Here is a 14,218-nt window from a genome sequence, read left to right on the forward strand (position 1 = left end):
GTCAAGGGGGAATCAATATGAGATAATTTTATTGATTTATTTTTTGTTTAATATAATCAATGACATCTTTCTTTTGTTCTTTAGCCTCTGATATATATTCCTTTAGTTCTTTATCCGTAATTGTTGAACTGTTAATTCCTTGTTCATACAATTGTCGTCTAGTTTTTGAAACATCATCTGTTGGATTCAATTCTCTATTCTTTAAATTCTCGGTTGTTTCAATTGTTATAGATGATGTAGAAGTTGGTGTTGTGTCCGGATTACTACTATCTTTTTTAGAAGACTGGGTAGTTTGCTGTTTAGTTGATACTTCAGTAGATGAAGCGTCGCTATTTTTTTCTCCAGTATTATTACTACATGCCGTTAAAAATAAGGCTAACAATAGTACAATAAGTTTTTTTTTCATTATATCCTCCTATAAAATAACGAAACATGGTCGGCCTTCTGTCCAATCAATTGGATCATTTGACGGGGTATTCCAAAGTGCTTGCGTTGACACCCAACCTGAGTAAAACTGGCGACCGTATGGATCATAGGTTAAAGTGTAACCATTTTTGTACTCATGAACGACAATAGCATGTCCAATCCCAACATTTTGATATAAAATAACGGGATATCCTTCAGAAAGATAGGCGTTTAATGTAGCTACATCATTAATAACTTTGATCGAACGGCCATATGATTGAGCTGTTATCACTAAATCAGTTGCAGAAGCGCCAAAGTATCTTTGATTTAACCCACCATAAGAAGCCATTCTTGTTGCAACACTGACAGGATTTACATTATAACCGTAAGAGCCTCTTAAAATCATAGATAAACTTGTTGGAACACATCCTGCTGCGCCAATGGTATAGTTTCCGATATAAGTATTAATCCATTGTGGGTCACGTTGAGAATAATAATAAGGTTTTTTCTTTAATCTTTCTGCACGTAATCTGTTTGCTATCTCTGCTGGTGTGCGAGCTTCATCGCCAACTAAAAAAGCTTTTCCAGATCCTTTAGGAGCCGCTTCACCCTTTCTAACTATTTTGATTTGAATAGCTTCCAATCGTTTAGATGCAGATTGACTCCCAGATGGTGCACCATTAGCTGCCCAATTCAACCAACCTTTATCTTGGATATGAACACGGTAATAGACATCATAATATCTGGAAACATCTCCAGATAGGTTTATTTTAATCGCTTCCAAACGTAATTTTTTCCCACTAGTACCAGATAACTCACCATTTTTTTTCTTCTCTTGCCAACCAATACTTTGAACATGTGTCGAATATTCTATATTTCCGGCTAAAGCAGCATCACTAAGATTGATTTTAATCGCTTCTAATCGTAGTTTTTTTCCACTAGTACCAGCGCTTTCACCATTTCTAACAAACCCTTGCCATCCGATTTCTTGCACGTGTGTTTGATAATTGACATTTGGTTTGATTTCATCTGGACGTTTTGCTTCATTTCCAATTAAAAAGGCTTTTCCATTTCCTTCAGGTGCCGCTTCGCCCTTCTTCACTAATTTAATTTGAATGGCTTCTAATCTTTTAGCGGCGCTTTGACTACCTGCGGACTCACTGTTTTTTGCCCAATTCAACCAACCTTTATCTTCTATATGCACACGATAATAAACATCATATGCGTTAGCTATTTCTCCAGTTAAGCGAATTTGAATCGCTTCGAGCCGCAAAGACTTTCCGCTTGTACCAGACAATTGATTATCTTTCACATATCCTTGCCACCCAATTTCTTGGACATGTGTTCTATATTCTACAGATCCAGCCAAATCTGAATTTGAAATATTCATTTTAATTCCTTCAAGACGTAAAGAGCGTCTGCTAGTCCCAGATATTTCCCCGTTTTTGACAACCCCTTGCCATCCGATGTCTTGGATATGTGTCTGATAATTAATATCAGGAACTTTTTCTTCTGCTTTTGCCGGTGCTACAGGTGTGTCCTCATTACTTTGTGATGTTTCCAAAGTAGTTTCAGTATCGTCGCTACTATTTTCTGTATCATTAACAGTTGTTACTTCTGATGTAGAAACTTCAGTGGTAGAATCGGAGGTTGAGGAAGTGGAAGTTGTTTCTGTTTCCTCTTGAGAATTTATGATGCTTGGATTCATTTCTTCAGTGACACCGCTACTCATTTGTTGCTCCGTTAGAGATGTTTCTGAAGCCACCGTTTCTTCAGTAGTTCCCTTAGAGCGTTCCAAAGCGTAAGCAGAAATAGGGGTAACGAGAAATCCCGACAATAAAACCGCTAACATAGAACTAGTTATAACACTTTTTTTCATTAATTTACTCCTTCATAGCTTATTTATTATTTATAGTATACGACAACGTCAAAGGCCAAACAAGAACGTCTTGTTTTTATAAGAACAATAGTGAAAAAGTGTCTATAAAATGACTGAAAAAATTACTAGAAGTAAACCAATCAATAAACTGACAAGACCAGAGATTTGACCCAATCGTTGTTGGGCAGAAGAAGGTTGATCGGTAACAGTGAGCAAACTTGAGAAAAAGTTCATTTTTTTCACGAGTATTAAATACGCAACAATAAGCAAAAGAATACCCGAAAAAAGGTACGAAAGGGGCTCAGAAATAAATTTTTGGGCACGAAGTAAAAAAATTCCTATGAAGAGGACAACAAAACCATTTAATTGATGAATTTTATTAATAGCCACTATTCTTATGATTAAATTATAGGACTTTGAGGGCGGTGGAGCAAAGGAAAAATGGAGAATGGTGGGAGGGAAGTGTGATAACACAAAAGAAAACCCGCTAGAAACACCTATAAAATAGGTTTTCTAGCGGGTTGATTGTTATTCCCACTCCACAGTTGCAGGTGGTTTTGAAGTAATATCGTACACGATACGGTTTACATGTGCAACTTCGTTCACGATGCGCACAGAGATTTTTTGTAAAACATCCCAAGGGATACGAGCAAAGTCAGCGGTCATGCCGTCGATAGAAGTCACAGCACGGATACCGACTGTGTAATCGTAGGTACGGCCGTCACCCATAACGCCTACTGAGCGGATGCCAGGTAAGACAGTAAAGTACTGCCAAATGTCACGATCTAAGCCAGCTGCTGCGATTTCTTCACGTAGGATAGCATCTGAATCACGAACAATTTGTAATTTATCTTCTGTAATTTCACCAAGCACACGAATACCTAATCCTGGTCCTGGGAATGGTTGGCGCCAAACGATTGCATCAGGCATGCCAAGTTCAGTTCCTAAGGCACGAACTTCGTCTTTGAATAATGTATTTAAAGGTTCAATTAATTCAAATTGCATGTCTTCAGGAAGACCACCAACGTTGTGATGTGATTTAATTGTTTGCGCAGTTTCTGTACCAGATTCGATGACGTCTGTGTAAAGAGTTCCTTGTGCTAGGAATGAAACGCCTTCTTCCCCAGCAAGTTTAGTTGCTTCGTCATCAAAAACATACACAAATTCGTTACCGATGATTTTACGTTTTTGTTCAGGGTCAGAAACGCCTGCTAATTTACTTAAGAAGCGTTCTTTCGCATCTACTTTAATAATGTTTAAGCCAAATTTACCGCCTAAACTTTCCATTACTTGTTCTGCTTCACCTTTACGTAATAATCCATGGTCAACGAAGATACAAGTTAATTGGTCGCCAATGGCTTTTTGTAAAAGCACGCCGACAACACTTGAGTCAACGCCACCTGATAAACCAAGTAAGACTTTTTTATCGCCTACTTGTTCACGGATTTTAGCGACTTCCATATCGATGAAGTTTTCCATGCTCCAGTCACCAGTACAGCCACACACATCAAAAGCAAAGTGACGTAATAAGTCGTTACCATATTCTGAATGACGAACTTCTGGGTGAAATTGTACGCCGTAGAATTTGCGGTTGGCATCTTCGATAGAAGCGATTGGACAGTCGTTGCTTGTCCCAACTTTTTCGAATCCAGGAGCGATTTCTGTTACTAAATCACCGTGGCTCATCCAAACGGTTTGTTTCGCAGGTGTTCCTTGGAATAATGTCGCATCACCAAGGATTTCTAATTCTGCTTTTCCGTATTCACGGTTTGCGGCAGGTTCTACTTTTCCGCCTAAGTTATGAGTCATTAATTGCATACCGTAGCAGATGCCAAGAATGGGAATTCCTAACTCATAAATTTCTGGATCAATGCTAAAAGCATCTTTGTCATACACGCTGTTTGGTCCACCTGAGAAGATGATTCCTTTAGGCGCGATTTTGCGAATTTCTTCTGCCGTAGTTCGGTGGCTTAATAACTCAGAGAATACGCCAAATTCACGAATACGACGAGTAATCAATTGGTTAAACTGACTACCAAAGTCTAAAACAATAATTTTTTCGACAGATGTCAAATCGGCAACGTTAGTCACGTCTATTACCCCTTATCCATTTAAATTTATCTAAAGAAAAGGCGGTTAAAAAGTGGTCAGCACCAAGAATTAAGAAAGGATTTTCAAAAATTGTTTTACGATTTTTAGAAAATTTTGGCTTAATTCCGCAGGGGCTACTTTCAAACAGCCGAGAATCAGGCGGTTAAAAAGTGGTTCACTTTTGCTCCGTACTCTTCTTTGTCTAGCTATACTTATTAAAACATTTTACTCCTTGAAAGTCATGCATTCTGCTGAAAATTTTCAAGGATATTTCTACAAAAGATACAGGATATTTCTTAGCTCGTCAACCCTTAATATTTACGTAGATAGATTTGGTCAATCAAATGATTTTCCGTTTTATGCAAAATAATGTCCGCACGTCCGCGCGTTGGCAAGATATATTCCTCCAAGTTCGGCAAGTTCACGGTTTTCCAAACATTCCGTGCCATGGCGAAAGCATCTTCTCGTTTGCCAATTGCATATTGGTAATAATAATTATTAGGATCTAAGAAAGCCGTATCTAATAAGGCCCCAAAACGTTCTAGGTACCATTTTTCAATTAAGGCTGGATCGGCATCCACAAAAATAGAAAAATCAAAAAAATCACTCACATAAATTTGTTGATTGGCGGGTAACTGTAAGGTGTTAATGCCTTCAACAATCAGAATATCTGGTTGTTGAATCAACTCATATTCGCCTTCGATAACATCGTAGACACTGTGAGAATAGACGGGTGCTTTAATTTCGTCTTTGCCGCTTTTGACTTCGTTTAAGAAATTAATTAGCTTTTCCATGTCATAACTTTCAGGAAACCCTTTTCGGTCCATCATTCCCTGTTCTTCTAACACTTTATTGGGATACAAAAATCCATCCGTTGTAATGAGTTGAACGTTTCTTCGTTTAAACGTTCGGGCCAGAATTCTTTGCAAAAGACGAGCGGTGGTGCTTTTACCAACGGCGACACTGCCGGCAATTCCAATGATGAATGGTGGTACAGAGACATATTCATGTAGGAATAATCCTTTGCTAAGTGTTAGCGATTCAAATTCTTTCATGTATAAATGGATAAGATGCGTTAAGGGTACATAAATTTCTTGTACATCTTTTAGTGAAATTTGGTCGTTCACACTTTTAATGTTATCCAATTCTGCTTCGGTTAACGGTGCTTTGCCGTCATGATAAAACCCATGCCATTCTTCTCTGGAAATTGGGTAGTAATTCATTTTATCGTCCATTGTTCCTCCACCAAACCCTGTTCAATCTTTGTACATTTTACCATAATTTCACAAGGGAAACACAGGATTTTACAAAAGAATTCCCTTCTTCGCCAATTTATGATGAAAATGGTATCATGAAAAGAGAAAACTGTTAGAAAAGAGGGGAAAAGCCATGAGAAAAATTGTATTATTTGGTGATAGCATTACTGCTGGTTATTTAGAGGAAGCCGTCTCACCTGTTCTTGTTGACTTAGTGAAACGGGATATTGCTGCGATGGGTCTAGAAGAAGTGGCCGTTATTAATGCTGGAATGCCTGGCGATACAACAGAGGATGGTTTAAAACGATTAAATAAAGAAGTACTAATTGAGAAACCTGATGAGGTGGTGATTTTCTTTGGCGCCAATGATGCGTCACTGGATCGAAATATAACAGTAGCCACGTTTAGAGAAAACCTTGAAACAATGATTCACGAAATTGGTTCAGAAAAGGTGATTTTAATTACACCACCATATGCGGATAGTGGCAGACGTCCAGAACGTCCACAAACGCGTATCAAGGAATTGGTCAAGGTTGCACAAGAAGTCGGAGCGGCACATAACTTGCCAGTTATTGATTTGTATAAAGCGATGACTGTTTATCCTGGAACGGATGAATTTTTACAAGCAGATGGTTTGCATTTTTCACAAGTGGGCTATGAATTATTAGGTGCCTTGATTGTTCGAGAAATAAAAGGTAGACTAAAACCAAAACAAGCATAGATAGGAAGAACAAAATGGCGAATCATTATTATACAGAAAATCCAGAATTAGCACATGATTTAGAAAGCTGGTCTTTTCCATTACGTGGTCGGACCTTTCAGTTTACGACCGATAGTGGGGTCTTCTCAAGAGGAACAGTGGATTATGGTTCTCGTGTGTTGATTGATGCCTTTGAATGGGAAAATTTACCAGCAGGCCGTTTGTTAGATGTTGGTTGTGGCTATGGACCAATTGGGTTGTCCTTAGCAGCGGCGACTGGTCGACTGGTGGAAATGGTGGATGTCAACCAACGGGCAGTTGGGCTAGCTCAAATGAACGCCCAACGCAACCAAATTACTACTGTGGATATCCATTCTTCCAATGTGTATGAAACCTTAAACGAAACGACCTACGCGGCGATTGTTAGCAATCCGCCCATTCGTGCAGGCAAAAAAGTTGTCCATGGCATTTTAACAGGGGCTTTTCCGTTGTTGAAAGTTGGTGGCACACTAACGGTGGTTATTCAAAAGAAACAAGGTGCACCTAGTGCAGAAAAGAAAATGGCTGAAGTATTTGGCAATGTTGAAATTGTGACAAAAGACAAAGGCTATTATATTTTACGAAGTGTTAAAGAAGCAGAGTAAAAAAGAACCGCCACTTTAGTGGAGGTTCTTTTTTAGAATAGATATGCTTGATCAATTTTTTGGTTCAACAGTTTTTTTTCGTCTGGCGATAAAAAAGCACCTGCAAGCGCATTTTTAGTGAGTTGCTTCATTTCGTCATAACTTAATTGATACCAAGTGGCCAATTTCATGAATTCTTTCGTTAACGTAGTATCTGAAACAGTGCGATTATCGGTATTGATGCAGACGGCTAAGCCAGCCTCTATAAATTGTTGAAAAGGGTATTCAGCCAATGTTTTGACGGTGCCTGTTTGGAAGTTGCTAGTTGGACACATTTCTAAAAGAACCTTTTTTTCTTTTAAGAGCGCCAAATATTCGGGTGTATCTTTCAAAGCAATACCGTGACCAATCCGAGTGGCACCTAAAGTGACAGCATCAGCGACATTTTTGCCACAGCCGCATTCCCCAGCGTGGAGTGTTAATGGAATTGACAATTGGTTGGCTAAAGCTAATACGTCTTCAAATGTGTATGGAGGAAAATCGACTTCATTGCCAGCTAAATCAAATCCGACAACGCCTGTTTCTCTGAAATCATGCGCTAAGTGAACGATTTTTTCTATGGCTTGTTGTTGGTCATGTCGCATGCCGCATAACAGTGCATTGCTTTTTACACCAAAATCTTCTTCGCCTTGTTTTAAGCCAGTTAAAACAGCAGTCACGATTTCAGGTAACCGTAAGCCTTTTTCTGTATGTTGGGAAGGCGCAAAACGCACCTCTATGTAAGCCACGCCATCTTCTGCAGCTTGGCTAATCACGTCATACGCCGCTGCTTGCAAAGCTTCGGCCGTTTGTAGACAGGTTAGCACGAAGTCGAACCGAGTTAAATAATCATTCAAATCGGTGCATTTTTCAGGGGCAACCACTAACTCTTTCAAGGCTTGTTCGTCTTGGGGTAATGGAATGTTTTGTTTTTCAGCAATGGTGCGTAAAGTGGTTGGTCGAATCGACCCATCTAAGTGACAGTGCAGCTCGATTTTTGGTAATTGACGGACACGGGATTCTTCCATGAAAAAATAGCCTCCATTTTCTTTTGTTTTTTAATCTTTTTAGTCTATTTCTTTTGTCTTTTTTTTGTTAAAATGTAAAAGATTCGATAAGTATTTTGAAGACTGTAACACGTCTACAAATGTCTGTCAATGCAAAAGGAGACGTTGGGAGGGGCGCGATGAAACTAACGATTAAAGAAATTGCTGATATGGCTGGTGTTTCTGTCACAACCGTCTCACAAATTCTGAATAATAAAGGGAGTCGTTTCAGTGAAAAAACCCGCAACAAGGTGTTGGCGGTAGTCGCTGAAAATCATTACAAACCAGATTACTTTGCTTCGAATGTAATCAACCGTCATTCCAAAACCATTGGTATGATTGTGCCAGATGTGACGGATTTCTTTTTCTCAAAAGTGATTGAAGGTGTAGAAACATATTTAAATTCGTTAGGCTACATGATTTTGTTATGCAATTCAAAGCATGATTCCGAGCAAGCGATGCAATATGTTAGCGAGTTGATTCATCGGTCGGTGGATGGCATTATTTTTGCCACGCCGAATGTTTTGCCAGAAAATCATATTTTAAAAGACCGACGAGAACATCCGATTCCTGTCATTCTTGTCGATCGTGGGATTAATCCACGAGATAGTGGACGATTAATCGTTAAAGAGTACGAAGGTGCTTATCAAGCGGTCCATCATTTGATTCAACAAGGGCATCAGCATATTGGCATGTTGCGTGAAAGTGCCGGCTATTATCGTTTGACGGAACGAGTGACGGCGTATCAGCATGCGTTACAGGACAACAATTTACCTTTTCGTCCGCATTATGTTTGTGCTGGGGAATTGAACTTGCATGGCGGCTATGCTGCGGCGAAAGAAGTTTTGAAAAATGAAGAAATCACAGCAATTTTTTGTGGCAATGATGAAATGGCGATGGGAGCTTATCAAGCCATTGAAGAAGCGGGCAAGAAAATTCCTGACGATATTTCGGTGGTTGGTTTTGATGGCTTGGAAATTTCCGAATATTTGGTGCCGAGTTTAACAACCGTCTATCAGCCGAGTTTTGATATTGGCTATTATGCAGCAAAATTTTTGGTGGAAGCTATTGCAGATCCAACAGGGAAAGTTCCAAATAAAGTTTTTGATGCGACGTTTATTGCTAGAAAAAGCACAAAACCGATTTAAAAAACAGCTTAGAAATGGAATGTTCGTGTTGTTTGCGTTTTCACAAGAAAAAAATAATAGTAAACTGGTTTACTAAATGGTTTAAAGCTGAACGATTTTGTTGTATAATACATTATCGGGAAATCGGAGGGAACGAATTCATGAGAATGGTAGACATTATTGAAAAGAAACGTGACGGGCATCAACTAACAAGCGAAGAAATTCAATTTATTATCAACGGATACACAGATGGTTCAATTCCAGATTATCAGGTAAGTGCCTTTTTAATGGCTGTTTTTTACCAAGATATGACAGACGAAGAAATTACACAAATGACGTTAGCAATGGTCCATTCAGGCGAAATTGTGGATCTTTCTTCTATAGAAGGAATCAAAGTCGACAAGCATTCTACAGGTGGCGTAGGCGACACTACGACGCTTATTTTAGCGCCATTAGTTGCTAGTGTCGGGGTCAATGTAGCAAAAATGTCTGGTCGTGGCTTAGGCTACACGGGCGGTACGTTGGATAAATTAGAAGCGATTCCTGGTTTTAAAGTTGAATTGACAGAAGAACGTTTTATTCAATTGGTGAACGATACAAAAGTGGCAGTGATTGGTCAGTCAGGTGATCTAGCACCAGCAGATAAAAAACTTTATGCGTTACGTGATGTGACCGCCACTGTTGACTCAATTCCATTAATTGCAAGTTCCATTATGAGTAAAAAAATTGCCGCAGGGGCAGATGCGATTGTCTTAGACGTGACTACTGGTGAAGGGGCCTTTATGAAAGACCTAGCAAGTGCTCGTCGATTAGCGGAAACAATGGTTCGCATTGGAAAACTGGCAAATCGCCAAACGATGGCAGTAATTTCAGACATGTCACAACCTTTAGGGGAGGCCATCGGAAATAGCTTAGAAATCGTTGAAGCAATCGAGACCTTGCAAGGAAATGGGCCAGAAGATTTAGTGGAGATGTGCTATGTCTTAGGAAGTCAGATGGTCGTTTTAGCTAAAAAAGCCGAGACGTTAGACGAAGCACGGGCTTTATTAGAAGAAGCTTTAACAAGCGGTCGAGCGCTCGCAAAATTTAAAGAAATGATTGAAAATCAAGGCGGCGACAGTTCCGTTGTTGACCAGCCAGAAAAATTATTAACCGCAACTTATCAATTTGATTTACCTGCCAAAGAAACAGGCGTGGTACAAAAAATCGTTGCCAATGAAATTGGCGTTGCCGCAATGTTGCTGGGCGCTGGTCGGGCTACGAAAGAAGATACGATTGATTTTGCAGTTGGCTTGAAACTTCACAAAAAAGTAGGGAGCCCAGTTGAAAAAGGCGAATCATTACTAACCATTTATGCCAATCGTGAAGACGTGACAGAAGTCGAACAATTGCTTTATAAAAACATTGAAATTGGACCAACCGGCGAAGAGCCTATTTTGATTCACGATATTATTACGGAATAAAACAAAAAGAAAAGAGGAATTCTCATCATGGAATTAAACCGCATGATTGACCACACTATTTTGAAACCAGAAGCGACAGAAGCCGCTGTCCAAAAAATTATTGACGAAGCTAAGGAGTACAACTTCTTCTCTGTATGTATCAATCCTTGTTGGGTCGCTTTTGCTAGCGAGCAATTAGCTGATACCGACGTCGCTGTGTGTACCGTTATTGGCTTTCCTTTGGGGGCGAATACACCAGAAGTTAAAGCATACGAAGCAGCTGATGCAATTAAAAATGGTGCGAATGAAGTGGATATGGTGATTAATATTGGTGCATTAAAATCACAACAATACGATTACGTACGTCAAGACATTCAAGGCGTAGTAGATGCAGCCAAAGGAAAAGCGTTAGTCAAAGTGATTATTGAAACAGCATTATTAACAGACGAAGAAAAAGTTAAAGCTTGTGAATTAGCCAAAGAAGCAGGTGCCGATTTCGTTAAAACATCTACTGGCTTCTCAACAGGCGGCGCTAAAGTAGCAGACATTCGTTTAATGCGTGAGACAGTTGGTCCTGACATGGGCGTTAAGGCTTCTGGTGGCGTGCATAATGCAGAAGAAGCGCTAGCAATGATTGAAGCGGGGGCAACACGTATCGGTGCAAGTACGGGTGTAGCAATTGTTTCTGGCGCAACTGGCGAAGGGTATTAATTCGTATTTCAAATTAAACGAAGGTGTGGCGAAAAAGATGACAGTAAAACAAGAATGGCTTGATTGTGCCGTAGAAGCATTGGCACACGCCTATGTACCGTATTCTAACTTTCCTGTGGGCGCTTGCTTAGTGACTGCAGACGGGAAAATGTATCAAGGAGTCAACATTGAAAATGCCTCCTTTGGTTTAACAAATTGTGCAGAAAGAACGGCGATTTTTAAAGCCATTTCAGAAGATGAACGGACCTTCCAACATTTAGTTGTAGCAGGTAATACAGAGGCACCCATTTCTCCATGTGGCGCTTGTCGTCAAGTAATGGCTGAATTCTTTGATCCACAAATGCCAGTCACGCTAGTTGGTAAAGATGGCGCGACTAAAACAATGACAGTTGAGGCATTATTGCCCTATTCATTTACAGATAAAGATTTTTAAAAAAAGGACATAAGGTTTCGTTGGGCTCAAAGTAGATTTCAATAGCATAAATGCGAATGAAATAATAGATAAAATAGTAGGGGGCTTTTCGGAAAGTGAAACAAGCAAAATTTTTAGGTCTAGGATTGGCAGCAGTTGCCTTAACCATTGGGTTAGCTGCATGTGGTGGCAATAGCAAAAAGAACGCCAACACAAAAGGTGATTCACAACATAGTGTCGTAATGGTCACAGATACAGCCGGCATTGATGACAAATCTTTTAACCAATCTGCGTGGGAAGGAATGCAAGAGTGGGGCAAAGAGCACAAACTTCCAGAAGGACCTCAAGGGTATGCGTATATTCAATCAAATGAAGCATCTGATTATACATCAAACATTGACCAAGCCATTTCAAGTCAATTTAAAACGATTTTTGGCATTGGGTATTTACTAAAAAATGCAGTAGTAGATGCAGCGGACGCCAACCCAGAAACGAATTTCGTTCTAATCGACGATACAGTTAATGGGAAAAACAACGTCGCTTCTGCAACATTTAGAGATAATGAATCTGCGTATTTAGCAGGTGTGGCAGCAGCTAACACTACGAAAACCAACAAAGTAGGATTTATCGGCGGGGTTGAAGGACCTGTTATTGGCCGTTTCCAAGCTGGTTTTGAAAAAGGTGTAGCAGATGCTGGCAAAAAATTAGGAAAAGATATTCAAATTACGTCTACTTATGCAGGGACATTTGCAGACGCTTCAAAAGGACGGGCCTTAGCTTCTTCTATGTATCAAGCAGGTGCCGACATTATTTATCACGCAGCGGCGACTACAGGACAAGGAATCTTCCAAGAAGCCAAAGCGCTAAATGAAACAGGTTCAAAAGATAAAGTTTGGGTGATTGGTGTTGACCGTGACCAAAACGAAGACGGTAAATATACAACCAAAGATGGCAAGGATGATAACTTAACGTTAGCTTCAACCATTAAAGGGGTAAATATTGCTGTGAAAAAAATCTCTGATCTTGCATTAGAAGATAAATTCCCTGGCGGCGAACATTTAACTTATGGATTGAAAGATGGCGGTGTTGATTTAACAACAGAAGCCCTAAGCGATCAAGCCAAAACGGCAGTTAAAGAAGCCAAAGAACAAATCATCTCTGGTGACGTAAAAGTCCCAGACCAACCTTAGAAACAACTTAGTTGTTTAAATACATTAAACTATTTTTAGGAGGCTTTACAGAAATGAAAAAAGCAAAATTATTCGGTTTTAGTTTGATTGCATTAGGTTTATCAGTTTCACTTGCAGCATGTGGTGGTGGCAAAGGCAAAACCGCTGAAAGCGGCGGTGGCAAAGGGGATGCAGCGCATAGTGCTGTAATCATTACAGATACAGGCGGCGTGGATGACAAGTCGTTCAACCAATCTTCTTGGGAAGGATTGCAAGCTTGGGGTAAAGAACATGATTTACCAGAAGGTTCAAAAGGGTATGCATATATTCAATCGAATGATGCAGCTGACTATACAACAAATATTGACCAAGCGGTATCAAGTAAATTCAACACAATCTTTGGTATTGGCTACTTGCTAAAAGATGCAATTTCTTCTGCAGCAGATGCCAACCCTGATACAAACTTTGTTTTAATCGATGATCAAATCGATGGCAAAAAGAATGTCGTTTCTGCAACATTTAGAGATAATGAAGCAGCTTACTTAGCCGGTGTTGCTGCTGCAAACGAAACAAAAACGAACAAAGTCGGTTTTGTTGGTGGTGAAGAAGGGGTCGTAATTGACCGTTTCCAAGCTGGTTTTGAAAAAGGTGTGGCTGATGCTGCGAAAGAATTAGGTAAAGAAATTACTGTTGATACAAAATATGCGGCTTCATTTGCTGATCCTGCCAAAGGGAAAGCTTTAGCTGCTGCAATGTACCAAAACGGCGTTGATATCATCTTCCATGCTTCTGGTGCGACTGGACAAGGGGTCTTCCAAGAAGCAAAAGACTTGAATGAATCAGGTTCTGGCGACAAAGTTTGGGTAATCGGTGTTGACCGCGATCAAGATGCTGATGGCAAGTACAAAACAAAAGACGGCAAAGAAGACAACTTCACGTTAACTTCAACGCTTAAAGGTGTCGGCACAGCGGTTCAAGATATTGCCAACCGTGCGTTAGAAGACAAATTCCCTGGTGGCGAACATTTAGTTTATGGATTAAAAGATGGTGGCGTTGACTTAACAGACGGCTATTTAAACGACAAAACAAAAGAAGCTGTTAAAACAGCAAAAGATAAAGTAATCTCAGGTGACGTAAAAGTCCCAGAAAAACCAGAATAATTTAAGCTCCTAAATGAAAAAAGAAGGGCTCATTATTGTTCCTTCTAAAAATGAAGTGGTCCTTGGCAGCGACGGCTGCCAAGGAAACCCTTTATGATGTTTGGATTTTTAACTAAATAGTTGAGGTTTTTCAACTACTTAGTTAAGGGTCAAAATTA

General features: G+C 39.8%; 14 protein-coding genes. 8 read left to right on the forward strand and 6 right to left on the reverse strand.

Translation table 11 applies throughout. The annotated features are described in order from the left end of the window. Positions 1–28: 28 nt before the first annotated feature. The 5 genes from IGL17_RS00515 to coaA all read right to left on the reverse strand — a co-directional run bounded on the left by IGL17_RS00515 (position 29) and on the right by coaA (position 5,610). Complete coding sequence (locus IGL17_RS00515) at positions 29–406, reverse strand: hypothetical protein (protein WP_016618560.1); 378 nt, start codon at positions 404–406, stop codon at positions 29–31. A gap of 9 nt (positions 407–415) precedes the next feature. Further along, the gene (locus IGL17_RS00520; RefSeq protein WP_016618561.1) at positions 416–2,284 is read right to left on the reverse strand and encodes a C39 family peptidase; all 1,869 of its coding nucleotides are present in this window, start codon (positions 2,282–2,284) and stop codon (positions 416–418) included. Between the two features lie 102 nt (positions 2,285–2,386). Then, entirely contained in the window at positions 2,387–2,674 is a 288-nt protein-coding gene (locus tag IGL17_RS00525; RefSeq protein ID WP_016618562.1) for a hypothetical protein, read from the reverse strand. A gap of 138 nt (positions 2,675–2,812) precedes the next feature. Continuing rightward, positions 2,813–4,375 carry a glutamine-hydrolyzing GMP synthase gene (guaA, locus tag IGL17_RS00530; protein WP_002356158.1) on the reverse strand — a complete coding sequence of 521 codons (1,563 nt, stop codon included), beginning with the start codon at positions 4,373–4,375 and terminating at the stop codon, positions 2,813–2,815. Positions 4,376–4,686: 311 nt separating this feature from the next. Continuing rightward, entirely contained in the window at positions 4,687–5,610 is a 924-nt protein-coding gene (gene coaA, locus IGL17_RS00535; protein ID WP_002361524.1) for a type I pantothenate kinase, read from the reverse strand. A 154-nt stretch (positions 5,611–5,764) separates the two neighbouring features. Here coaA and IGL17_RS00540 point away from each other — a divergent pair, with 154 nt between their 5' ends. Next, on the forward strand, positions 5,765–6,352 hold the full coding sequence (locus IGL17_RS00540) for an SGNH/GDSL hydrolase family protein (protein ID WP_002383835.1): 588 nt from the start codon (positions 5,765–5,767) through the stop codon (positions 6,350–6,352). A gap of 14 nt (positions 6,353–6,366) precedes the next feature. Continuing rightward, positions 6,367–6,975, forward strand: a complete 609-nt coding sequence (locus IGL17_RS00545) for a class I SAM-dependent methyltransferase (protein ID WP_002356162.1) — start codon at positions 6,367–6,369, stop codon at positions 6,973–6,975. A 32-nt stretch (positions 6,976–7,007) separates the two neighbouring features. On the opposite strand, the gene add is transcribed toward IGL17_RS00545, so the two are convergent. Continuing rightward, entirely contained in the window at positions 7,008–8,021 is a 1,014-nt protein-coding gene (gene add, locus IGL17_RS00550) for an adenosine deaminase (protein WP_002368573.1), read from the reverse strand. 158 nt (positions 8,022–8,179) lie between these two features. Between add and IGL17_RS00555 the strand changes: the two genes are divergently transcribed. From IGL17_RS00555 to IGL17_RS00580, 6 genes are all read left to right on the forward strand, one after another. After that, entirely contained in the window at positions 8,180–9,187 is a 1,008-nt protein-coding gene (locus tag IGL17_RS00555; RefSeq protein ID WP_002356164.1) for a substrate-binding domain-containing protein, read from the forward strand. A 140-nt stretch (positions 9,188–9,327) separates the two neighbouring features. Continuing rightward, entirely contained in the window at positions 9,328–10,629 is a 1,302-nt protein-coding gene (locus IGL17_RS00560) for a pyrimidine-nucleoside phosphorylase (RefSeq protein ID WP_002356165.1), read from the forward strand. A gap of 27 nt (positions 10,630–10,656) precedes the next feature. Further along, complete coding sequence (deoC, locus tag IGL17_RS00565) at positions 10,657–11,319, forward strand: deoxyribose-phosphate aldolase (protein ID WP_002356166.1); 663 nt, start codon at positions 10,657–10,659, stop codon at positions 11,317–11,319. Beyond that, positions 11,288–11,752: a cytidine deaminase gene (locus tag IGL17_RS00570; protein ID WP_002387503.1), complete on the forward strand. Its 465-nt coding sequence runs from the start codon at positions 11,288–11,290 to the stop codon at positions 11,750–11,752. Before deoC ends, IGL17_RS00570 begins: the two co-directional genes overlap by 32 nt. Positions 11,753–11,847: 95 nt before the next feature. Next, positions 11,848–12,921: a BMP family lipoprotein gene (locus IGL17_RS00575; RefSeq protein ID WP_016618563.1), complete on the forward strand. Its 1,074-nt coding sequence runs from the start codon at positions 11,848–11,850 to the stop codon at positions 12,919–12,921. Positions 12,922–12,974: 53 nt separating this feature from the next. Next, positions 12,975–14,060, forward strand: coding sequence for a BMP family lipoprotein (locus IGL17_RS00580; RefSeq protein WP_002356169.1), 1,086 nt, complete (start codon positions 12,975–12,977; stop codon positions 14,058–14,060). Positions 14,061–14,218: the final 158 nt, after the last annotated feature.

Origin of the sequence: Enterococcus sp. AZ088 (assembly GCF_051714845.1) — a bacterium.
GTDB classification, from domain to species: domain Bacteria; phylum Bacillota; class Bacilli; order Lactobacillales; family Enterococcaceae; genus Enterococcus; species Enterococcus faecalis.